18 protein-coding genes are annotated in these 22,314 nt (G+C 68.1%); 13 read left to right on the top strand and 5 right to left on the bottom strand.

What is annotated here, in order from left to right; all coding sequences use genetic code 11:
- Nucleotides 1-4 precede the first annotated feature (4 nt).
- The 3 genes from ACAM26_RS00810 to ppsR all read right to left on the bottom strand — a co-directional run bounded on the left by ACAM26_RS00810 (nt 5) and on the right by ppsR (nt 3,815).
- A complete protein-coding gene (locus tag ACAM26_RS00810) occupies nt 5-1,195 on the bottom strand; it encodes a geranylgeranyl diphosphate reductase (RefSeq protein WP_062272407.1) in 1,191 nt (396 codons plus the stop codon).
- Nucleotides 1,196-1,294: 99 nt separating this feature from the next.
- Complete coding sequence (gene chlG / locus ACAM26_RS00805; protein ID WP_123139969.1) at nt 1,295-2,200, bottom strand: chlorophyll synthase ChlG; 906 nt, start codon at nt 2,198-2,200, stop codon at nt 1,295-1,297.
- 181 nt (nt 2,201-2,381) lie between these two features.
- On the bottom strand, nt 2,382-3,815 hold the full coding sequence (ppsR, locus tag ACAM26_RS00800; RefSeq protein WP_369612940.1) for a transcriptional regulator PpsR: 1,434 nt from the start codon (nt 3,813-3,815) through the stop codon (nt 2,382-2,384).
- A gap of 549 nt (nt 3,816-4,364) precedes the next feature.
- Between ppsR and bchF the strand changes: the two genes are divergently transcribed.
- The 13 genes from bchF (at nt 4,365) to ACAM26_RS00735 (ending at nt 20,115) form a co-directional block, all read left to right on the top strand.
- Nucleotides 4,365-4,874, top strand: a complete 510-nt coding sequence (gene bchF / locus ACAM26_RS00795) for a 2-vinyl bacteriochlorophyllide hydratase (RefSeq protein WP_062272403.1) — start codon at nt 4,365-4,367, stop codon at nt 4,872-4,874.
- Nucleotides 4,871-6,148: a ferredoxin:protochlorophyllide reductase (ATP-dependent) subunit N gene (locus tag ACAM26_RS00790; RefSeq protein WP_123139968.1), complete on the top strand. Its 1,278-nt coding sequence runs from the start codon at nt 4,871-4,873 to the stop codon at nt 6,146-6,148. Before bchF ends, ACAM26_RS00790 begins: the two co-directional genes overlap by 4 nt.
- 4 nt (nt 6,149-6,152) lie before the next feature.
- Complete coding sequence (bchB, locus tag ACAM26_RS00785; RefSeq protein WP_123139967.1) at nt 6,153-7,742, top strand: ferredoxin:protochlorophyllide reductase (ATP-dependent) subunit B; 1,590 nt, start codon at nt 6,153-6,155, stop codon at nt 7,740-7,742.
- Nucleotides 7,717-11,463, top strand: a complete 3,747-nt coding sequence (locus tag ACAM26_RS00780) for a magnesium chelatase subunit H (RefSeq protein WP_123139966.1) — start codon at nt 7,717-7,719, stop codon at nt 11,461-11,463. Before bchB ends, ACAM26_RS00780 begins: the two co-directional genes overlap by 26 nt.
- Nucleotides 11,464-11,489: 26 nt before the next feature.
- Entirely contained in the window at nt 11,490-12,338 is an 849-nt protein-coding gene (gene bchL, locus ACAM26_RS00775; RefSeq protein ID WP_207301277.1) for a ferredoxin:protochlorophyllide reductase (ATP-dependent) iron-sulfur ATP-binding protein, read from the top strand.
- The gene (bchM, locus tag ACAM26_RS00770) at nt 12,338-13,039 is read left to right on the top strand and encodes a magnesium protoporphyrin IX methyltransferase (protein WP_123139964.1); all 702 of its coding nucleotides are present in this window, start codon (nt 12,338-12,340) and stop codon (nt 13,037-13,039) included. Before bchL ends, bchM begins: the two co-directional genes overlap by 1 nt.
- A gap of 266 nt (nt 13,040-13,305) precedes the next feature.
- Nucleotides 13,306-14,088 carry a photosynthetic reaction center subunit H gene (gene puhA / locus ACAM26_RS00765; RefSeq protein WP_123139963.1) on the top strand — a complete coding sequence of 261 codons (783 nt, stop codon included), beginning with the start codon at nt 13,306-13,308 and terminating at the stop codon, nt 14,086-14,088.
- Nucleotides 14,085-14,726: a photosynthetic complex putative assembly protein PuhB gene (gene puhB / locus ACAM26_RS00760; RefSeq protein ID WP_123139962.1), complete on the top strand. Its 642-nt coding sequence runs from the start codon at nt 14,085-14,087 to the stop codon at nt 14,724-14,726. Before puhA ends, puhB begins: the two co-directional genes overlap by 4 nt.
- Nucleotides 14,727-14,777: 51 nt before the next feature.
- Nucleotides 14,778-15,197 (top strand): photosynthetic complex assembly protein PuhC, encoded by a 420-nt coding sequence (gene puhC / locus ACAM26_RS00755; RefSeq protein WP_223806025.1) that lies wholly within the window; start codon nt 14,778-14,780, stop codon nt 15,195-15,197.
- Between the two features lie 134 nt (nt 15,198-15,331).
- A complete protein-coding gene (puhE, locus tag ACAM26_RS00750; protein ID WP_123139960.1) occupies nt 15,332-16,240 on the top strand; it encodes a putative photosynthetic complex assembly protein PuhE in 909 nt (302 codons plus the stop codon).
- A 485-nt stretch (nt 16,241-16,725) separates the two neighbouring features.
- Complete coding sequence (hemN, locus tag ACAM26_RS00745) at nt 16,726-18,084, top strand: oxygen-independent coproporphyrinogen III oxidase (protein WP_123139959.1); 1,359 nt, start codon at nt 16,726-16,728, stop codon at nt 18,082-18,084.
- Nucleotides 18,081-18,692 (top strand): bacteriochlorophyll 4-vinyl reductase, encoded by a 612-nt coding sequence (gene bchJ / locus ACAM26_RS00740; protein WP_123139958.1) that lies wholly within the window; start codon nt 18,081-18,083, stop codon nt 18,690-18,692. The genes hemN and bchJ overlap by 4 nt, the downstream gene beginning before the upstream one ends.
- A gap of 4 nt (nt 18,693-18,696) precedes the next feature.
- Entirely contained in the window at nt 18,697-20,115 is a 1,419-nt protein-coding gene (locus ACAM26_RS00735; RefSeq protein ID WP_123139957.1) for an AMP-binding protein, read from the top strand.
- Nucleotides 20,116-20,157: 42 nt separating this feature from the next.
- On the opposite strand, the gene ACAM26_RS00730 is transcribed toward ACAM26_RS00735, so the two are convergent.
- Together ACAM26_RS00730 and ACAM26_RS00725 are read right to left on the bottom strand one after the other, a co-directional pair.
- Complete coding sequence (locus ACAM26_RS00730; RefSeq protein WP_123139956.1) at nt 20,158-20,928, bottom strand: DUF4412 domain-containing protein; 771 nt, start codon at nt 20,926-20,928, stop codon at nt 20,158-20,160.
- A 27-nt stretch (nt 20,929-20,955) separates the two neighbouring features.
- On the bottom strand, nt 20,956-22,293 hold the full coding sequence (locus ACAM26_RS00725) for a phenylacetate--CoA ligase family protein (RefSeq protein ID WP_082805914.1): 1,338 nt from the start codon (nt 22,291-22,293) through the stop codon (nt 20,956-20,958).
- Nucleotides 22,294-22,314: the final 21 nt, after the last annotated feature.

The following is a 22,314-nucleotide window of genomic DNA, read 5'->3' as shown; positions in this document are numbered from 1 at the left end:
TGGTTCAGCGCGGCGAGACGACGCCGAGCAGGTGGGCGAGGTCCTTGAAGAAGATACGGATGTGCGCCGTCGGCTTGGCGCGCACCAGACGCTTGTTCATGTACGCCTCCCAGGTCAGGTACTGCACGTCGGGGTCGGCGCAGATGCTGACGAAGCGCTCGCGGCGCTTGTCGTTGGCGTACCAGAAGCGCTGCATGATGCCGAGGATCCAGAACACCCGGCCGTGATCCTTCATGAAGCGTTTGCGTGCGAGCTTGAGCGCCGAGGCCTTGCCGGTGGCCAGCATCTCCTCGACCGCCTCGCCGGCCAGACGTCCGCCGAGCAGGGCGTAGTAGATGCCCTCGCCGGAGGCCGGTGCGACCACGCCCGCGGCATCGCCGGCGAGCACCACGTCACGACCGTTGTCCCAGCAGCGCAGCGGCTCGAGCGGGATCGGCGCGCCCTCGCAGCGCAGCGTCTCGACCTCGGCCAGTCCGGCGCGCTTGCGCAGCTCGGTGCAGGCCGAGCGCAGCGAGAAACCGCTGATCTCGGTGCCGACGCCGACGCTGATGGTATCGCCGTGGGGGAAGACCCAGCCGTAGAAGTCGGGGGAGATGTCGCCCTGGTAGTAGACGTCGCAGCGGGTGCCGTCGAAGCCCTCGGGGGTGCGTACGATCTCGTGATAGGCGGCGACGTACTTCATCTTCTCGGCGCCGGGCACGCACTGCTTGGCCACCGCCGAGTGGGCGCCGTCGGCGCCGATCACCGCACGCGCGCGCACCTGCAGCGGCTCGCCCGAATCGCGGCCCTGACCGGGGCGGTAGCGCACCAGGGCGGTGCCGTCGGCGTCGCGCTCGATCGCCTCGAAGGTGGCGTCGAGACGGGTGGCGCCGTGCTCGGCGGCGCGCTCGCGCAGCCACTCGTCGAAGTCCTTGCGGTCGACCATGCCGACATAGCCGCCGTCGATCGGCATGTCGACGGTGCGGTTGGAGGGCGCGACCATGCGTGCGGAATAGACCCGGGTGGCCAGCTGGGCCTCGGGGATGTCGAATTCGCGCATCGCCTGCGGCGGGATGGCGCCGCCACAGGGCTTGATTCGCCCGGGACGGTCGAGCAGCAGCACGGAACGGCCGCGCTTGGCCAGGTCGGTGGCGGCGGTGGCGCCGGCGGGGCCGCCGCCGATCACCACCACGTCGAAGGTTTCGAGCTCAGTCATGAGGGTCCTACCCTGGTTGGGAGGCGCCTGTGCCCGCCGCTCGCGGTACACCGGCGCCCCGGGTTGAGGTTGCTGCGCGGGGCGGGCGGCGGCGCCGGATCAGCCGGCCAGCGCGCGCACCGCGAAGGCGCTGATCATCATCCCGGTGACATAGACGCTGACACCGAGTCCGCTGAACCAGGTGGCGCGGGCGCGCGGGTCGCCGAGGAAGCGGATCATCAGTCCGACCTGGATCAGCAGCACCACGCCGACGGCGATGGCGTGCGCCGGCTTGTCCCAGGAGAACAGCAGCGCGATCACGATCGCCTGCGGCAGTCCCATGACCACGCAGGCGAGCTGAGCGGCGCGGTCGACGCCGAGCTGTACCGGCAGGGTGCGCACGTTCATCTTGATGTCGCCCTCGATCGCCTTGAAGTCGTTGAGGGTCATGATGCCGTGGGCGCCGATGCTGTAGAGCAGGGCGAGCACGAGGATCTGCCAGTCGGGCATGGCGCCGCCGATCATCACCGCCGCGCCGGTCACCCAGGCCAGTCCCTCGTAGGAGATGCCGACGGCGAGGTTGCCCCACCAGCCGTTCCCCTTGAGGCGGAAGGGCGGGGCGCTGTAGGCCCAGGCCAGGGCCATGCCGACCAGCGAGGCGCCGAACACCCAGGGGCCGAGCGCGTAGGCGAGCAGCAGCGAGGCGGCGGTCCAGATCAGCGACAGATAGAAGCCCCAATTGCCGGGGATGCGCCCGGAGGGGATGGGGCGATCGGGCTCGTTGATGGCGTCGACATGACGGTCGTACCAGTCGTTGACCACCTGGCTGGTGCCGCACATCAGCGGCCCGGCGAGCAGGATACCGGCGAACACCACCAGCAGCTGGTCGAGGATCGGCGCGCCGGAGGAGACCACGCCGCAGGCGAAGGCCCACATCGGCGGGAACCAGGTGATGGGGTGAAGGACCTCGAGTACCGCGGGCAAGGCGGGGCGCTTGGGGGTGGCGGACAGCGTCGATTGATTCATGCCGGAAACCTAAAGCCTATCAGGGGGCGCGGCGGCGATCCGGCCGGGGATGCCGCCATGCGGTCGTGGGTGGAACTGGGTGCGCGTCTCGGCCCGGGGCAGGGGTGCAGGCGCCGCCGGGAGGCGCCGACGCTGCGCGCGGTGATGATCGGGTCGGGCTGCATGGGTGTCGAGGTCGGCGCTATTTCTTGTCCGGCGCCGTGGCCTCGGACGCTTGATCGGTGATGCCGTAGCGGTCGATTTTGACGTACAGGCTTTGGCGGCTCAAGCCGAGCAACTCGGCGGCCGAGGCGCGGTTGTCCCCGGTCAGCTTGAGCGCCGCCTCGATGCAGAGTCGCTCGATGGTGTCGGTCGACTCGCGCACCAGCTCCTTGAGCGGCACCCGACCGACGCGTTCGGTGAGTTGCTCGAGCCAGCGTGGCTGTTCCGGGGTGGGGGCCGGCTCGGCGCCGAGTCGGCGACCGACGTCGCGGATGAAAAAGCCGAAATAGGGGCGCTCGCCGTTGCGGATGGCCGCCGCCGAGATCTCGACCTCGGTGGTCGAGCCGTACTCGCCGCACAGGGTGGTGGCGAACAGCCGCACCGTGCCGTGTTGGCGCAGGTTGGCCATCAGCACGTTGAGATCGACACCGGGGCGGCCCAGCCAGCGGTCGAGCGACTCGCCGCGGGCCTGCTGCTCGGTGGCCACCTCGGCGAGATTGAGGAAGGTGCCGTTGGCGGTGAGGATGCGCCCATCGCCATCGGTGATGACGACGCAATCGGGGGCGTTCTCGAGTACCCGCAGATAGCGCGAGCTGGTCTCCGGGTGGGCTGTGCCCGAGCTGCTGTCGGCCGGTCGCGGCGAGAGTCTGACGAGCAGGAAGGAGACGTTCTCCTGGCGCAGCAGCGAGGCCGAGACCAGGAACTCCTGACCGCTGTCGAGCAGCCGGGCGCGCACGTCGTCGGCCCGCCCGGCGGCGCGCACGCCGGCGAGCAGGCCGTTGATGGCCTGGGTGCTGTCGGCGTCGAAGCCCTCGGGGAAGGGGCGACCGATCACCCGTGCGGGCGCCTCGCCGAGCAGCTGGCCCGAGGCCGGGTTGGCCTCGACCACGCGCTGGGTCGGCGCGTCGATGATGAGGATGGCCTCGGAGACCATGCGAAACAGCAGCCGGTAGCGGGTCTCGACCTGGCGGAAGCGCCAGTAGTCGCGCTCGAGCGCCTGCTGGGCGTCGACCAGTTGCTGCTGCAGTGCGGCGATCCCCTGGAGGTTGCGTCCGAGCGCCACCACCGAACCGTCCTCGCCGAGACGCATCGCGCGATACTGCACCGGGATGTCGGTGCCGCGCGCGGTGGGGTGGGTGACCTGGCGCCAGTGGGTGATGGCATCGTGCTCGGCCTCGGCGAGCAGCGCCTCGAGGTTGGGGCGGCTCTCCGGGAGGACGGTCGCCAGCCACGGCTGGCCGATCCACTCGTCGCTGAACTCCGAGGAGAGATCGTCACTCCCGTATGCGATATCGCTCACTACGCCTTGGTCGTCGATCACGATGGCGATGTCCGCTGTGCCTTCGATTAACAGCGCCGCTGTTTCGGCGTTGAGGACGCCCAGGGATTCCCTTGGGTCTCTGAACGGACTCACGGCGACCAGACCCTCCACTGCCTATGGGCGCGTTTAGCAGGTTCCACGTCAGGGCCGCAGTGGCAGGCTCACCGAACGAGATCCCATATGAATCAACAAGCCTCCCGGCACCCCGGGCGCTGAAGCCAGTTTGCCACGCACCGAGACCTCCAGAAGTCGCCCGGCGCGCGCACGCGGGGGGTGACAAATCAGGCCCGGATGCGCGATGCTCGCTGCCGAAATCAGGTGTTTCGACGGAAACCAAGCCAAGGCGCGACGCGCGGGCTCGTCTCCGTATTCGATACTGCGAATGGATCGAGGCCCGCCCTCTCAACTCTCGAGCTCAATGAGGAGGCGGTCGCCGGTCTGGACGGGCCATGCCGAACGTACCGTGCACGCTGATGCCGGGGCATCGCGAGCGGCCTCGTTGGACTCGCAACCCTATTGTGGTGGCTTGTGCCGGGTTGTCAAGTCAGGTTTACGTAAAGTTTGGTTGACGCATCCTGGAAAGCGGACTAGATTCCTCATGCATGACATAACGACTAAGGATCGAAGCGAGCCCGGCCAACGATGAGTCTCCGTCAATCAAAGCAAATCCCGCGCCCGCCGCTTTATACCCCAGAAGAGCGCAGGCGCCGGGACGAATCGCCTTGGACGCTGGTTCAGGGGATTCTTGCGCCCGTTCAATTCGTGGTCTTTCTGGTTAGTCTGTACCTGGTGCTGCGTTACCTGTCAACCGGCGAGGGTGCGCTGGCGGCGACGGTCTCCATCGTTATCAAGACCCTAATCCTCTATACCATCATGATTACCGGCGCGATCTGGGAGAAGGTCGTGTTCGGGCGTTATCTGTTCGCGCGCGCCTTCTTCTGGGAAGACGTCTTCAGCATGCTGGTGCTGGCGCTGCACACCGCCTATCTGGTCGCCCTGGCCACCAACTGGGTCGATGTGACCGGACAGATGTGGATCGCGCTCGCCGCCTATGCCACCTACGTGATCAATGCCGGGCAGTTCCTGATCAAGCTGCGCGCGGCGCGGCTCGAGGGGAATCGTAACGCCAAGCTCGCCGAGGTGGCCGAATGAGCCTGGTCAGCGAACCCAAGCAGGGCGGTTGCGCGCTGCCCGAGATCACCCGCGAGCGTGGTCAGCGCCAGGTCTTCTGCGGTCTGGCCGGTATCGTCTGGCTGCATCGCAAGATCCAGGACGCCTTCTTCCTGGTGGTGGGTTCGCGCACCTGCGCGCACCTGCTGCAGTCGGCCGCCGGGGTGATGATCTTCGCCGAGCCGCGCTTTGCCACCGCCATCCTCCAGGAGCGCGATCTCGCCGGTATGGCCGATTGCAACCAGGAACTCGACCGGGTGGTCGCCGACGTGCTCGAGCGTCGTCCCGACATCAAGACCCTGTTTCTGGTCGGCTCCTGTCCCTCGGAGGTGATCAAGCTCGACCTGGGCAAGGCCGCCGAGCGTCTCTCCGAGCGCTACAGTGACCGCGTCCAGGTCATCGACTACTCGGCCAGCGGCCTCGAGACCACCTTCACCCAGGGTGAGGACGCCTGTCTTGGCGCGCTGGTGCCGCGCCTGCCGGCACTGCCCAGCATCGAGCGTTCGCTGCTGGTGCTCGGCACCCTGCCCGACGTGGTCGAGGACCAGTTTCGCCGGCTGTTCGAGGCCCTCGAGATCGGCCCGGTGCACTTCCTGCCGCCGCGTCAGGCCAGCGAGCTGCCCCCGGTCGGCCCCGGCACCTCGGTGCTGCTCGCCCAGCCCTTCCTCGGCGAGACCGCGCGCGCGCTGCACAAGCGCGGCGCTGCGCTGCTCTCGGCCCCTTATCCCTTCGGCGTCGAGGGGACGCTGGCCTGGCTCAAGGCCGCCGCCGCCGCCTGGGGCGTGACCCCCGAGCGCGTCGACGAGGTCGCCGCGCCGGCGGTGGCCCGTGCCCGCCGCGGGCTCGAGCATTATCGCGAGCAGCTCGCCGGCAAGCGCATCTATTTCATGCCCGACTCCCAGCTCGAGATCCCGCTCGCGCGCTTCCTCCAGCGCGAGCTCGGCATGGAGCTGGTCGAGGTCGCCTCGCCCTTCATCGATCGTCAGCTGATGGAACCCGAGCTGGCGCTGCTGCCCGAGGGCGTGCGGGTCACCGAGGGCCAGGACCTCGAGACCCAGCTCGACCGCGTGCGCGCCGCGCGTCCCGACCTCACCGTCTGTGGACTGGGGCTGGCCAACCCGCTCGAGGCCGAAGGGTTGCGTACCAAGTGGTCGATCGAGCTGGTGTTCTCGCCGGTGCACGGATTCGACCAAGCGGCGGATCTCGCAGAATTGTTCGCGCGCCCGCTCACCCGCGGTGCGCTGTTACAGGTTTGACATCATGCAGCTGACGCTCTGGTCCTACGAGGGGCCGCCTCATATCGGCGCGATGCGCGTCGCCGCCTCGATGAAAGGCGTGCATCTGGTGCTGCACGCGCCCCAGGGAGATACCTATTCCGATCTCCTGTTCACCATGATCGAGCGGCGCGACTCGCGCCCGCCGGTGACCTATACCACCTTCCAGGCCCGCGAACTCGGCGCCGATACCGCCGAGCTGGTCAAGGACACCATCCAGGCCTGCTACGACCGCTTCTCGCCCGAGGTGCTGTTGATCGGCGAGTCCTGCACCGCCGAGCTGATCCAGGATCAGCCCGGCGCGCTCGCCCAGGGCATGGGGCTGCCGATCCCGGTGCTGCCGCTGGAGTTGCCGGCCTATACCCGCAAGGAGTCGTGGGGCGCCAACGAGACCTTCTACCAGTTGGTCCGTGGCCTGCTGCACGAGCGTCGTCCGGCACCCGGTGAGTCGCGTCCGCCGCGCCCCGAGGGGCAGCGTCCGCGCGCCAACCTGCTCGGGCCGATCTCGCTCGGTTTCCGCTGTCGCGACGACGTCACCGAGATCACCCGGCTGCTCGACATGATCGGCGTCGATGTCAACGTGGTCGCGCCGCTCGGCGCTGCGCCGGCCGACCTGCTGCGTCTGCCCGAGGCCGATTTCAACATCTGTCTCTATCCCGAGACCGCGGACCAGACCTGTCTCTGGCTCGAACGCATGTTCGGTCAGCCGACGGTCAAGACGGTGCCGCTCGGCATCGGCGCCACCCGCGACTTCATCGCCGAGGTCGGTCGGGTCGCCGGGATCGATACGGGCAGCATTCCGATGCCCGACTGGTCTAGAATGCCGTGGTACTCACGCTCGGTCGACTCGACCTATCTGACCGGCAAGCGGGTCTTCATCTTCGGCGACGCCACCCATGCGGTGGCCGCGGCGCGGGTGGCCAGCGAGGAACTCGGGTTCACCGTGGTCGGGCTCGGCACCTATGCGCGCGAGTTCGCCCGCGAGGTCCGCGCCGCGGCCAAGCAGTATGGTGTCGAGCCGCTGATCACGGACGATTATCTCGAGGTCGAGGCGCGGGTGGCCGAGGCGCACCCGGAACTGGTGCTCGGCACCCAGATGGAGCGCCATATCGCCAAGCGTCTGGGGGTGCCGTGCGCGGTGATCTCGGCGCCGGTGCACGTGCAGGACTTCCCTGCGCGCTATGCCCCGCAGATGGGCTTCGAGGGCGCGAACGTCCTCTTCGACACTTGGGTCCACCCGCTGATGATGGGTCTCGAGGAGCACCTGATCACCATGTTCAGGGAGGACTTCGAGTTCAACGACGCGTCGACCCCGTCGCATCTGGGACATGGCGCGAGCCCCGGACGGGCCCCTGAAGCCGCCGCGTCCGCACAGCCGGAGGAGACGCCCGCCGCCGCGGCTGGCGACCCCGCTGCAATGGCTTGGGCACCGGAAGCCGAGCAGGAACTGAAAAAGATCCCGTTCTTCGTGCGCGGCAAGGCCAAGCGCAACACCGAGCGCTATGCCACGGAGCGCGGGATCCAGACCATTACTGTGGAGACGCTCTACGATGCCAAAGCGCATTTCGGCCGCTGATCAGCGCGCCAAGAAACCCGATGAGACTCCGGTTCGCGTCGTCATCATCAACCTTGACGGGCATCTGGCGGGAACCACCGAGCGCGCACTGCCGGAGGTGCGGCGCGACCTCCCGGGTCTGGAGCTGAGTCTGCACGCGGCGACCGACTGGGCCGGTGACGCCGAGTCGCTCGAGCGTTGCCACGCCGACATCGCCCGGGGTGACATCATCATGGTCACCATGCTGGTGATGGAGGAGCACTTCCGCCCCATCCTGCCGGCGCTGCAGGCGCGTCGCGACGACTGCGACGCGATGATCGTGTGCATGTCGGCCAGCGAGCTGATGCGCCTGACCAAGCTCGGCGGCTTCACCATGGACGGCAGCGCCCAGGGCGGCCCGATGGCGCTGCTCAAGCGTCTGCGCGGCAACAAGGAGCGCAAGCAGCAGAGCGCCGGCGCCCAGCAGATGTCGATGCTGCGCCGCATCCCCAAGCTGCTGCGCTTCATCCCCGGCACCGCGCAGGACGTGCGCGCCTACTTCCTCACCCTGCAGTACTGGCTCGCCGGCTCCGCCGACAACCTCGGCAACATGATCCGTTTCCTGGTCGACCGCTACGCCGACGGCGAGCGGCGCCATCTGCGCGGCACCCTCAAGGTCGGCGCGCCCATCGAATATCCCGAGGTCGGGCTCTTCCACCCCGCCGTCAAGGGTCGCATCACCGAGCAGCTTGCCCAGCTCCCCAATCCCGGCAAGGGTGGCTTCAAGGGACGTGTCGGCCTGTTGCTGATGCGCTCCTACGTACTCGCCGGCAACTCCGGGCACTATGAGGGCGTGATCAAGGCGATTGAGGCCCACGGTCTGCAGGTGGTCCCGGCCTTCGCCAGTGGGCTCGACGCCCGTCCGGCGATCGAGAAGTTCTTCATGAAGGACGGCAAGGCGACGGTCGATGCGGTGGTCTCGCTTACCGGCTTCTCGCTGGTTGGCGGTCCCGCCTACAACGACTCCAAGGCCGCCGAGGAGATGCTCGAGAAGCTCGACGTGCCCTACATGTCGACCCTCGCCGTGGAGTTCCAGACCCTCGATCAGTGGCAGGACTCCGACCAGGGGCTGATGCCGGTCGAGTCGACCATGATGGTGGCCATCCCCGAGCTCGACGGCGCCACCAACCCGATGGTCTTCGGTGGTCGTACCGGCGACGGCAGCGGCGATGCCAACCGCGACATGAACGCCAAGGACGATCGCGCCGCGATGCTCGCCGCCCGTGTCGCCAAGCTGGTGCGGCTGCGTCGCGCCGAGCGCGCCGAGCGCAAGGTCGCGGTGGTGCTGTTCAACTTCCCGCCGAACGCCGGCAACACCGGTACCGCGGCCTATCTGTCGGTGTTCTCCTCGCTCTATCACACCCTGGTGTCGATGAAGGAGGCCGGCTATGGCGTCGAGCTGCCCGAGAGCGTCGATGACCTGCGCGAGCGTGTGGTCAACGGCAACGCCTCGCGCTTCGGTGCTCACGCCAACGTCCACACCCGCATCGCCACCGACGATCACGTCCGTCGCGAGCCGCATCTCGCCGAGATCGAGGCCCACTGGGGTCCGGCCCCGGGTCGTCAGCAGAGCGACGGCGCCTCGATCTTCGTGCTCGGTGCCCAGTTCGGCAACGTCTTCGTCGGCATCCAGCCCTCGTTCGGCTACGAGGGCGACCCGATGCGCTTGCTGTTCGAGAAGGGCTTCGCCCCGACCCACGCCTTCTCGGCCTTCTATCGCTATATCCGCGAGGACTTCGGCGCTCACGCGGTGTTGCACTTCGGCACCCACGGCGCGCTCGAGTTCATGCCGGGCAAGCAGGCCGGTCTGTCCGGCGCCTGCTGGCCGGATCGTCTCATCAACGATCTGCCCAACGTCTATCTCTACGCCTCCAACAACCCCTCCGAGGGCGTCATCGCCAAGCGTCGCGCGGCTGCGACCCTGGTGAGCTATCTCACCCCGCCGATCGCGCATGCCGGTCTCTACAAGGGGTTGGTCGAGTTGAAGTCGTCGATGGAGCGGTGGCGCTCGCTGCCGCCGAGCGAGACCGACGAGCGCGCTCAGCTCGCCGAGGTGATCCAGGCCCAGGCCGCCGAGCTGGAGCTCGCCGAGCTCGAGCCGCAGTGGGCCGGCACCGAGATCGACTCGCGCATCACCCGCCTCAACGAGGAGGTGCTCGAGCTCGAGTACACCCTGATCCCGCACGGTCTGCACGTGGTCGGCGAGGCGCCGACCGACGAGGAGCGCATCGACACCCTGGTGGCGGTGGCCGAGTCGACCCGCGACATCCGCCCGGAGCGCGACGCGGTCGCGGCACTGGTCGCCGGCAAGTCGCCGGAGAAGGCGCTCAAGGCCGCCAAGATGGCGACCTCCGAGGAGAACGTCGAGCTGTTCCGCGAGCTGGCCAAGATCAACCTGCAGCTGCAGCAGGACACCGAGACCCCGGCGATCCTCGCCGCGCTCGACGGACGCTTCATCCCGCCGGCGCCCGGCGGCGATCTGCTGCGCACCCCGGAGATCCTGCCCACCGGTCGCAACCTGCACGGCTTCGACCCCTTCCGCATGCCCAGCCGCTTCGCCCAGCGCGACGGCGCGCTGCAGGCCAAGCTGCTGATCGAGCGTCACCAGGCCGAGGGCAACGGCTTCCCCGAGAGCATCGCGCTGGTGCTCTGGGGCACCGACAACCTCAAGACCGAGGGTGGCCCGATCGGTCAGGCCCTGGCGTTGATGGGCGCGCGCCCGCGCTTCGACAACTACGGCCGGCTGTGCGGCGCCGAGCTGATCCCGCTCGAAGAGCTGGGACGCCCGCGCATCGACGTGGTGATGACCCTCTCGGGCATCTTCCGCGACCTGCTGCCGCTGCAGACCAAGCTCCTCGCCGAGGCCGCCTTCCTCGCCGCCGAGGCCGACGAGCCGGTCGAGCAGAACTTCATCCGCAAGCACGTGCTCGAGTACATGGAAGCGCACGACTGCGACCTCGAGACCGCCGCGCTGCGGGTGTTCAGCAACGCCGACGGGGCCTACGGCGCCAACGTCAACAACCTCATCGACAGCAGCAGCTGGGACGAGGACGGTGAGCTCGCCGAGACCTATACCCGGCGCAAGAGCTTCGCCTACGGCCGCTCCGGCAAGCCGATGCAGCAGACCGAGCTGCTCAAGGACGTGCTCGGCAAGGTGCAGCTGGCCTATCAGAACCTCGACTCGGTCGAGCTCGGCGTCACCACCGTCGACCACTACTTCGACACCCTCGGCGGCATCGCCAAGAGCGTCGGTCAGTTCAAGGGCGACGAGGTGCCGGTCTACATCGGCGACCAGACCCGTGGCGACGGCGTGGTGCGGACCCTGGCCGAGCAGGTCGCGCTCGAGACCCGCACCCGCATGCTCAACCCCAAGTGGTACGAGGGCATGCTCAAGCACGGCTACGAGGGCGTGCGCCAGATCGAGGTCCATGTGACCAACACCATGGGTTGGTCGGCCACCACCGGTCAGGTCGCCCCCTGGGTCTACCAGCAGCTCACCGAGACCTTCGTGCTCGACGATGAGATGCGCAACCGGCTGGCCCAGTTGAACCCCACCGCCTCGGCGAAGGTCGCCAACCGACTGATCGAGGCGCACGAACGTAACTATTGGTCGCCCGACGAGGCGACGCTCGAGGCCCTGCGCAAGGCGGGCGAAGAGCTTGAAGATCGCCTTGAAGGCGTCGTCGAGGAGGCTGCCGCGTGACGAAGTACCTGGACGGAGAGGGCAGCATGCAGGTGCAGCTCGATCCCAACCTGCAGATCGAGTCGGCCAAGGTCTTTGCCGTCTACGGCAAGGGCGGGATCGGCAAGAGCACCACCTCGTCGAACCTGTCGGTCGCCTTCTCGAAGCTCGGCAAGCGGGTGCTGCAGATCGGCTGCGATCCCAAGCACGACTCGACCTTCACCCTGACCAAGTGCCTGGTGCCGACGGTCATCGACGTGCTCGAGTCGGTCGACTTCCACGCCGAGGAGCTGCGCCCCTCCGATTATGTCTACGAGGGCTACAACGGGGTGATGTGCGTCGAGGCCGGCGGCCCGCCCGCCGGCACCGGTTGCGGCGGCTACGTGGTCGGTCAGACGGTGAAGCTGCTCAAGCAGCATCATCTGCTCGAGGACACCGACGTGGTGGTCTTCGACGTGCTCGGCGACGTGGTTTGCGGCGGTTTCGCCGCGCCGCTGCAGCATGCCGATCGCGCGCTGATCGTCACCGCCAACGACTTCGACTCGATCTTCGCGATGAACCGCATCGCCGCGGCCATCCAGGCCAAGGCCAAGCACTACAAGGTGCGTCTCGGCGGCGTGGTGGCCAACCGCAGCCGTCAGACCGACGAGATCGATCGTTTCATCGAGGCCGTCGGTCTCGAGCGTCTGGCACACCTGCCCGACCTCGACATCATCCGTCGCAGCCGACTGAAGAAGTCGACCGTGTTCGAGATGCAGCCGGAGCCGGACTCCGGGCTGGAGGCCGCGCAGCAGCAGTATCTGCAGCTCGCCCAGCAGCTCTGGAACGGGGTCGAGCCGCTGGACGCGCGACCGATGCGCGATCGCGACATCTTCGATTTTCTGGGGTTTGACTGATGACCGAGGGTTCCTATCAACAGCGTCGGAGTCAGATCAAGACCTACTTCGACCGCACCGCCTCCGAGGCCTGGTCGAAGCTGACCTCGGATGCCAAGGTCTCGCGTATCCGCGAGACGGTGCGCGCCGGGCGCGACGACATGCGCAACACCCTGCTCAGCTGGCTGCCGGGCGATCTCGCCGGCAAGCGTCTGCTCGACGCCGGGTGCGGGACCGGGATGCTCTCGGTCGAGGCGGCGCGCCGCGGTGCCGAGGTCTGCGCCATCGATGTGGCGCCGAGTCTGATCGAGGTGGCGCGTGAGCGCCTGCCGGCCGATCTCGGGCCCGGTGTGGTCCACTTCGAGGCCGGTGACATGCTCGACCCGGCCCACGGTCGCTTCGATTACGTGGTGGCCATGGACTCGCTGATCCACTACAGCCCCGAGGATGTGGTGGATGTGCTCGCCGGGATCGCCGAGCGCACCAGCGGATCGATCCTGTTCACCTTTGCGCCACGGACGCCCTTGCTGGCACTGATGCACGCCGTCGGCAAGTGGTTCCCGCGCAGCGATCGCTCGCCGGCGATCGTGCCGGTGAGCCTGGAGCGACTGCAGGCGCTGATCGCCGCCGAGCCCAGGCTCAGTGGCTGGAAGCCAGGGCGCACCCACCGGGTGATGGTCGGCTTCTACACCTCTCAGGCCCTGGAGCTGGTGCCGGCATGAGTGCCTGCCCCAGGGTGCAGTGCGCACTGTCCACGCCGCGCGTGGCTGTGTTCGGGTCGCGCCACGGGGCGGAGAGGGGTCCGGTCGAGACCGGTTTGTCGGCCGGTTATGGAGTTGTCACATCACGCGAGTTCGTTTTTTCATCTGCCACGTTGGTCGTCACTGGTGCGCTTGCGGGTCTGGCCCATCGACCCGGTCCAAGGCGGTCATCGCGCTTCGGTCTGGCCGGTTAGCCGGCTGGCCATTTGTCCTACGGAGGTCACAACATGAATGCTGCCATCACTGAATACATCGATGTCGCCCAGCTCACGATCTGGGCTTTCTGGTTCTTCTTCGCCGGTCTGATCTACTACCTGCGTCAGGAAGACAAGCGCGAGGGTTATCCGCTCGACTCCGATCGCACCGAGCGCTCGGGCGGTCGCGTCAAGGTTGTCGGTTTCCCCGGCATGCCCGCGCCCAAGACCTTCATCCTGCCGCACAACGGCGGTACCGTGCAGGCGCCGAACCCGAAGGCACCGGAGACCAACCTCAAGGCCAAGCCGATCGCGCCCTTCCTCGGTGCCCCGATCGAGCCGATCGGCGATCCGATGACCGCTGGCGTCGGCCCGGGCTCCTCGCCCAACCGTGAGAAGCACCCCGACCTCACCGAGGACGGTCGTCCGAAGATCGTGCCGCTGCGCGTGGCCACCGACTTCTCCATCTCCAGCAAGGATCCCGATCCGCGCGGCATGACCGTGGTCGGTCTCGACGGCGCCAACGGCGGCACCATCACCGACGTCTGGGTCGATCGCTCCGAGCCGCAGATCCGTTACCTCGAGATGAAGACCGCTCAGGGTGGCAAGCAGGTGCTGCTGCCGATCAACTTCTGCCGCTTCAACAAGAAGGAAGGCAAGGTCAAGGTGGTGTCGCTGCGCGGCGAGCACTTCGCCAAGGTGCCGACCCTGGCCAGCCCGGATCAGGTCACCCTCTATGAAGAGGACAAGGTCTGCGCCTTCTATGCCGCAGGCAAACTCTACGCCACCGAAGAGCGTGCAGAGCCCCTGCTGTGAAGGAATACGACTTCGAGCCTATTCGGGGTTTGCCCGAGCAGCTTCCTCCTGGTGAGGAGCTGCTCTGGCAGGGCGCGCCGCGCTGGAACGTCCTGGCGCGGCGCGTCTTCCACGTCAGGAAGATCGCCGTCTACTTCCTGTTGCTGGCAGTGCTGCTGGCATTCGGGTGGGCGGATCAGGGCGGCGTTGCCGCCGTGGTGCAGGGAACGCTGTGGATCGCCATGCTGGCGGCGCTGGCCATCGGCGCCCTCGTGTTGCTGGCCTGGGGGATGGCGCGGACCACCGTCTACACCATCACCTCGCGTCGGGTGGTGATGCGGATCGGTGTGGCGCTGCCGATGATGATGAATCTGCCCTTCGCGCAGATCCGCACCGCTGATCTGCGTCGCTACGCCGATGGCTGTGGCGACATCCCCCTGCTGCTCGCTGAGTCCGCGCGTCCTTCCTACGTGCTCTTCTGGCCCCATGTCCGCCCCTGGACCTTCTCGCCTCCACGCCCGATGCTGCGGGCGATCCCGGACGTCGACCGGGTCGCCGGAATCCTGGCCGATGCCCTCAAGGCCTTCGCCGAGAGCGGCGAGGAGCAGGATTCCGCGAGCGACAGCGAGGCCGAGTCCAGTCCCGCAGCCGCTTCCTGACGAGGTCTCATCTTGAGTGATCCATTTGGTGAACGCCCGTTTCCGCGGGGCGTGCTGATCGCAGTCGCGATCCTGCTCGGCTCGATCATCCTGATGATCAGCATCGCGCGTCTCACCGGCATGTCGCCGGAGCAGATCCCGGTGGCCCCGGCGGTCGAGACCAGGGATCTGCGTTTCGAGTCGCAGCCCGAGGACGTGCTCGCCGTCTACGACGACACCACCGGCGAACTGATCGAGACCTTCGCGCCCGTCGAGGGCGGTTTCGTGCGTGGCGTGCTGCGCAGCATGGGGCGCGAGCGCATGCTGCACCAGGCCGAGGCCGGGGCACCCTTCCAGGTGGCGCGTCGCGCCGACGGTGCGATCACCCTGGAGGATCCGGAAACCGAGATCCTGATCCGGTTGCGCGCCTTTGGCGAGAGCAACGAAGGCGTGTTCGCCGAACTCCTGGACGCCGAGCCGGTCTCCCAGTGAGCCCATTCGTGGCGCGTCCCCGCGGGGACGCGCCTGCTCGCGCGTATCGACCCTGATGCGACCGAGCAGCGGATGGTCTCGGTGATATCGGCGAGCCCTGCGGCTCGCCTCAGCAGCAGAATGGGTCGCATCGCATGACCGACTTCGGTTTCCCAGTCCTCTTCGCGCTCGGGCTGTGGTGGTTGGGCACCGGCGTGGTGCTCTATCTCGACAATCTGCCGCGTCGCACCTTCCGCTGGACCATGCTCGGCGGCATCGTGGTGCTGGCGGTGGCGATCTTCGGTTTCGCCCTGAGCAGCCTGCACGACGGCCGTCTCGCCGCCTATGCCGGTTTCACCTGTGGTCTGGTGATCTGGGGGGTGTTGGAGATGAGCTATTTCACCGGCTTTCTCACCGGTCCGCGCAAGCTTGCCTGCCCCCGGGACTGTCGTGGCTGGCGTCGCTTCTGGCTGGCGGTGCTCACCAGCCTCTATCATGAGCTGGCGATCATCGCCACCGCCGTGTTCCTCATCCTGATCGCCTGGGAGCAGCCCAACCAGGTCGGGGTCTGGACCTTCATGGTGCTGTGGCTGATGCGCTGGAGCGCCAAGCTCAATCTCTTCTTCGGTGTGCCCAACCTCAACGAGGATTGGCTCCCCGAGCATCTGCGCTATCTCAAGAGCTACATGCCCAATCGCGGCATGAACCTGCTCTTCCCGATCTCGATCACCGTCTCCACCGTGGTGGTGGTGCTGATGGTGCTCGAGGCGATTGCGCCACACTCGGCCGGCGCCGCCGCGGTGCGCCTGAGCCTGGCCACCACACTGCTCGCGCTGGCGCTGCTCGAGCACTGGCTGCTGGTGCTGCCGCTGCCCGACGAGGCGCTCTGGTCCTGGGCGTTGCCGAATCGCCAGGATGCGGCCAAGGATGATCAGGGTGGCTCGGGTGCGGATGGTGGCGCGCTGCGCTCGGCGGTTTCGCGCACCCGCCCGCAGGGCGGCGAGGGCGGTGATTATGCCGCCCCCGCCTGTGGCCGACGAACCGGATGGGCCTCCGGGCTCTGAGGGTTTCGGCCTACCTGTGCAAGGTGTCGAGCGGGGTGGTCGGCATCGCGCCGCATGGGTGCCGGGAACTTTTTCGTCGGTCACCGTGACAAGGTAGAGCTTCGTCTGCAGTCGACGTATAATCCTCGGTGCCAGCCATGGCGAGCGCGGCGCGGTCGCATGGAGTCCTGAGCGCAGATCGACGAGACCGTCGGTGTGCTCGATCCATTCGGAAAATCCCGCTTGGACAAGCGCTTGCAAGATGCTTTCGGCGGCCCGACGGGGTGCCGAGACATCCTGAGCCAGGTTCTTCGCGGAGAGATTCATTGAGTCGTGCTGGCCGTCCAGCGCTCGCGCGCCCTCGTCCACGAGGTCCGTGAATCCGCCGGACATTCCGAGTCGGATATGGATGGATTCGAGACTGCGACACTTTGGGGTGGCCACGGCCTGGTCCGTCGCGTCGGTACCCGGATGTTCGCGGCACAACCTGAAGACAGGTTTGACACATGGCGCCTCTCTCTACCAGTGTGCCGTTCGAGTTGCTCGACCGGTATGGCCAATCCTCGAGCGGATGTCCGTTCTCCCCCTCGGGTCTGGTCTCCGACCGATCCTTCTGCGAAACCCTCTACCGAGAAGCACTCGCCGAGCTGGCAAGTGCCCCGGATGATGATCTCGCGCTCTACGTCCACGTGCCCTTCTGTCACGTGCGCTGTCTCTACTGCGCCTGTGATACCACCATCACGCATAGCGAGGAGAAGGTCGACGGCTATCTCGACGCCCTCGAGCGTGAGTTCGGGCGGGTCGCCGAGCTGATCGGGCGGGGACGCCGGGTGGTGCAGCTGCATGTCGGCGGTGGGACCCCCAACCATCTCAACGAGCCCCAGCTCGCCCGGTTGATGGAGATCGTCGAGCATCACTTCACACTCGCCCCCGATGCCTGCACCTCGATCGAGTGCAACCCCCGTCGGGCCTCGGCCGGCCAGCTCGATCTGCTCTACGGGCTCGGCTTCAAGCGCGTCAGCTTCGGGGTGCAGGACCTCAACACCGATGTGCAGCGCGCCATCGGCCGCTTGCAGTCGCTGGGGATGGTGCGCGATGTCTACCATACCGCGCGCGACACCGGCTTCGAGAACATCAGCTTCGACCTGATCTATGGTCTGCCCTTCCAGACCGCCGAGGGTTTCCGCACCACCCTCGATCAGGTGATCGATCTCGCCCCCGACCGCATCTCCTGCTTCAGTTACAATCACGATCCGGTTCGCCGTCCCCACCAGCACGCCATCGACGCCGCGATGCTGCCGAGCGCCGAGCAGAAGCTGGCACTGTTCCGCCAGGCCGTCGAGGCCTTCACCAAGGCCGGTTATCGCTGGGTCGGTCTCGACCTGTTCGTGCGCGAGGGCGATGAGCTGGCCGTCGCCCAGCGTGCTGGTCAGCTTCACCGCACCGCCATCGGCTATACCCCGTTGCCGGCCTCGCGGGTGCTCGCCTTCGGCCCCAGCGGTGTCGGTGAGCTGGGTGAGGTGCTGGTGCAGAACGAGTCCGATCTGCGTGCCTGGCGGGGACGGCTCGATGCCGGTCAACTGCCGGTCGCCGCGGGACGGCGACTGGGTGAGCGGGAGCGTCGGCGCCGTGATGCGCTGGTCTCCCTGATGTGTAACATGCGTCTGCCCGCCGCGTCGGCCGCCGCGCTCAAGGAGGACCAGGATCGTCTGCTGTGCGATGGCGACGGTGGGCTGGTCGAGGTCAGCCAGGATGGTATCCGGGTCACCCCCGAGGGGCGCTATCTGCTCCACGGACTCTGTGTCGAGCGGGGCGGTTCGAGTGGCTGGGGCAGTACGCAGTGGCGATCGATCCTAGTCCAATGAATCAACCAGTCAATACCACCGTCCCGGCCCCGGGGCGAGTCGGTCCCAACGCCATCATTCGCATCGCCGAGGCGCTCGAGTCCTTCGAAGGACGCGAGCGCGTCGAGGCGCTGCTCGAGGCCGCGGGCCTTGCGCACTATCTCGATGCCATGCCCGAGACCATGGTCGACGAGCGCGAGGTGACCCGGCTCCATGTCGCGCTGCGCGAGCTGATCGGGGTCGAGGGCGCCAAGGCGGTCTCGCGCGATGCCGGCGTGCGCACCGGCGACTATCTGCTCGCCCGGCGCATCCCGCGCCCGGCGCAACGTCTGCTCAAGATCCTGCCCGCGCCCCTGGCCAGCCGCGTGCTGATGACCGCGATCCGGCGCAACGCCTGGACCTTCGCCGGCTCCGGTCGGTTCGAGGCGCTGCCGGCCTATCCGCCGCGCTTCATCATCGAGGACGGCCCGATCTGTGCCGGCGCCCGCGCCGAGCATCCCCTCTGCGACTTCTACGCCGGGACCTTCGAGCGTCTCTACCGCAAGCTGGTGCAGCGCGAGGCGCGGGTCACCGAGACCGCCTGCCAGGCCAAGGGCGCAGAGACCTGCGTCTTCGAGGTCCGCTGGTAGACCGATGTCCGATGCACTTTCGCATGCCCCGCGGGGCATGCCGGTGCGCACTCGCTCCCCCGACTTCTCCGCCGCCCCCTGGTGCTCGGGCACCGGGCTGGCGCTGGTCTGTGGTGATCAGCGCTGGGACTACGATCGGCTCGGCGTCGAGGTCGCAGCGCGTGCCCGGCTGCTCCGCGATCAGGGGCTGGCCGCCGGTGAGCTGGTGCTCGCCCCCGATGCCCCGGTGCTCGATCTGCTGCTGATGCAGCACGCCCTGGCGCGGCTCGGTGCCGCGCTCTTCCCCTATCGTGCCGGACTCGACCGCGAGGCCCGCGCCGACCTGGCGCGGTTGGCCGCGGTCGAGTGGCACTGGGATCCGCTCGGCGCCCGGCTCGAACGGCTCGGCCCGGGGCCCGGGACGCCCCCGGCGCGCCCCCCGGCGCTGCTGATCCGTACCAGCGGCAGCAGCGGTGGGCGCATCAAGGCGGCGATGCTCGGCGCCGATGCCGTGCTCGCCTCGGCGCTCGGCTGCAACCACAGCCTCGGGCTCGGGGGCGGCGATCGCTGGCTGTGCTGTCTGCGCACCAGTCATGTCGGCGGTCTCGCCATCGCCTATCGCTGCGCCCTGGCCGGCGCGACCCTGGTGTTGCACCAGGGGTTCGCCGTCGAGCAGGTGGCGCACGATCTCGATGCGCACGCCATCACCCATCTCTCGCTGGTACCGCCGATGTTGGCGCGTCTGCTCGATCACGGCGTGCGGCCACCGGCCTCGCTGCGGGTGGTGATGGTCGGTGGTCAGGCGTTGAGCCCGGCGCTCGCCGCGCGCGCACTCGAGGCCGGCTGGCCGCTGCACGTCACCTACGGGATGACCGAGACCGGCTCGCAGATCGCCACCTCGGCGCGGCTGCACGCGGCGCCGTCGCCCGGACGGATCGGGCCGCTGCTACCCGGTTGTGCGGCGCGCGGTGGCAAGGCCGAGGCGCCGGCGCGGCTGTGGCTGCGTGGGCCGGTGCTGATGCAGGGTTATGCCAACCCCGACAGGCGCCCCGGCGAGGGGCTGCGCGATGGCTGGTTCGAGACCTCCGACCTCGGCTGGGTCGCCGACGCGGGCGCGCTCTGGGTGCAGGGACGCGCCGACGACCTGCGGGTGATCGCCGGCAACAACGTCTCGCTCGCCCGCGTCGAGGCGGTGCTGGCCGGGGCGCCCGGGGTCACGGCGCTCGCCGTGGTCGCGCTCGAGGACCCGGTGTGGGGGCATCGGCTGGTGGCCGTCTACAGTGGCGAGGCGAGTGCCGATGAGCTGGCGGTGTGGTGCGCGGGGCCGCTGTCGGGCTCGGAGCGTCCGCGGAGCTGGCTGCGGGTGGCGGCGCTGCCGTTGCTCGACTCGGGCAAGTACGATCGGGTGGCGATCGGTTCGCTGGCGCGGACGGGGTCGGGCTGAGTCGGGTGCCGTGGCCGGCGCGCGCCGGCCACGGGGCGCGGATCACTGCGCCGGCGGGTGTCCGGCCGGGGGCGCCATGCCCATGCCGATCTCCTTGAGCTGATAGTCGTCGGGGACGGTGAAGAAGTCGTCGGCGATCGTCTCCTGGCGTACCGCGGTGACCTCGGTCTCGGTCCGCACCTCGGTGCCCATCATGTTCATGGTGCTGATGGTGAGGATCGGGAAGCCCTTGATCTTGTCGAGCTCGGCCATCTGCTCGGCGCCGCCGGGGATGTCGCCGGCGCCGGCCATGCGCATCATCCGGGTGTAGGGACGGACGTCGAGATCGATCTCCTCGGTCGCCCACACCTCCTGCTCGACCTGCATCATGCCCTGCTTGGTGACTGCGTACTTGCGGCACTCCCAGTCGCCGATCTGGCGGGTCTCGCCGGTGTCCTCGACGCTCACCTTGGTCTCGCTGATCATCGCGCGCATCTGCGCCATGCTCGGGTCGGCCATCGCCTTGGCGACGTCGTCGACGTTGATGGTGAAGTACTGCTGCAGACCGTCGTTGAGGAAGGTGATCACCCCGGACTCGGGGTCGAGGATCATGCTGTCGGCGTTCTCGCCGCTGTTGACCACCTTCATCTTGCCCGCGGCGATGTAGGTCTTGGTGAGGCTCTCCTGCGGCCCCTCGGTCATCACCGCCGAGCCGCGATTGACGGTCTCGATATAGTAGCCGTCGCCGGCGACGGCGAGCAGCGGCAGCAGCAGGGCGGCGAGCAGCAGCCCGGCCGGGAGTCGGGTTCGGCGCGCGGTATGGATCATGGTCATGCTCTCTCCTGGGATGTGGCCCTTGGGTCAGTCGTTGAGCCGGCGCTTGTCGAGTACGCGCCGGGCCTTGCCGACGAAACGCTCGATCGATCTCGGCTCGACCAGGTCGACATGGGCACGGATGCCGGCGACGGTCTGGATCTCGCGGCTGATGTGCTCGCACAGCCCCTGCATCCGGTCCATGCGATCGGAGAAGATCTCCGGGCGCATCTCGACCTTGACGTGGACCTCGTCGAGGGTGCCCGGGCGGTCGACCTCGATCAGATAGTGCGGGGTGGTGCCCTCGACGCGCAACAGCGCCTCCTCGATCTGCGAGGGGAAGACGTTGACGCCGCGGATGATCAGCATGTCGTCGGTGCGCCCGGTCACCCGGCTCATCCGCATGGTGGTGCGGCCGCAGGCGCAGGGCTCGCGATAGAGCCGGGCGATGTCGCGGGTGCGGTAGCGGATCAGCGGGGTGGCCTCGCGGGTGAGGTTGGTGATCACCAGCTCGCCCGGCTCGCCCTCGGCGACCGGCTCCAGGGTCTCGGGGTCGAGACACTCGACGATGAAGTGATCCTCCTGGATGTGCATGCCGTCGTGCAGCGGGCACTCGCCGGCGACCCCGGGGCCGAACACCTCCGAGAGCCCGTAGTTGTTGAACGCCTGCAGCCCGAGCTGGTCCTCGATCTCGCGGCGCATGTCCTCGGTCCAGGGCTCGCCGCCGAAGTGGCCGTAGCGCATCGGCAGGGTGGCCGGATCCATGCCGAGTTCGCGCGCGCTATCGGCGATGGTCAGCGCATAGCTCGGGGTGCAGATCAGCACCTCGGGGGTGAGCTCGCGCATGATGTCGATCTGGCGTCGGGTGTTGCCCGCCGCCGCCGGGATCACCGCCGCGCCGACCCGCTCGATGCCGTAGTGCAGGCCGAACCCGCCGGTGAACAGGCCATAGCCGAAGGCGACCTGGGCGGTGTGCGCCGGGCGCAGCCCGCCGGCGACGAGAAAGCGCGCGCACAGCTCCGACCAGGTGCGCAGGTCCTGCGCGGTGTAGGCGACGAAGGTGGGCACGCCGGTGGTGCCCGAGGAGCCGTGGATGCGCGCCAGCTCCTTGCGCGGCACGGCGAGGAAGCCGAGCGGCTGGTGGCGGCGCAGGTCGTCCTTGGTGGTGAAGGGCAGGCGCCGCAGATCGGCCAGCGAGCGGATGCTCTGCGGGCCGATCTCGGCGTGCTTGAACTGATCGCGGTAGAAGGGCACCTGGGCCACGCGCTCGACCATGGCGCGCAGTCGTTCGAGTTGCAGCGCCGCGATCTCCTCGCGCGGGAGGGTCTCGGCGCTGCGGTTCCAGATACGGTTCTCGCTCGACCAGTCGGGGTCTTGGTTGGACATTGGCATTGGGTCTGTGGTTGG

It is taken from the genome of Marichromatium sp. PS1 (assembly GCF_041155115.1).
GTDB lineage: Bacteria > Pseudomonadota > Gammaproteobacteria > Chromatiales > Chromatiaceae > Marichromatium > Marichromatium gracile.
This window is presented reverse-complemented; position numbering and strand designations above follow the sequence as displayed.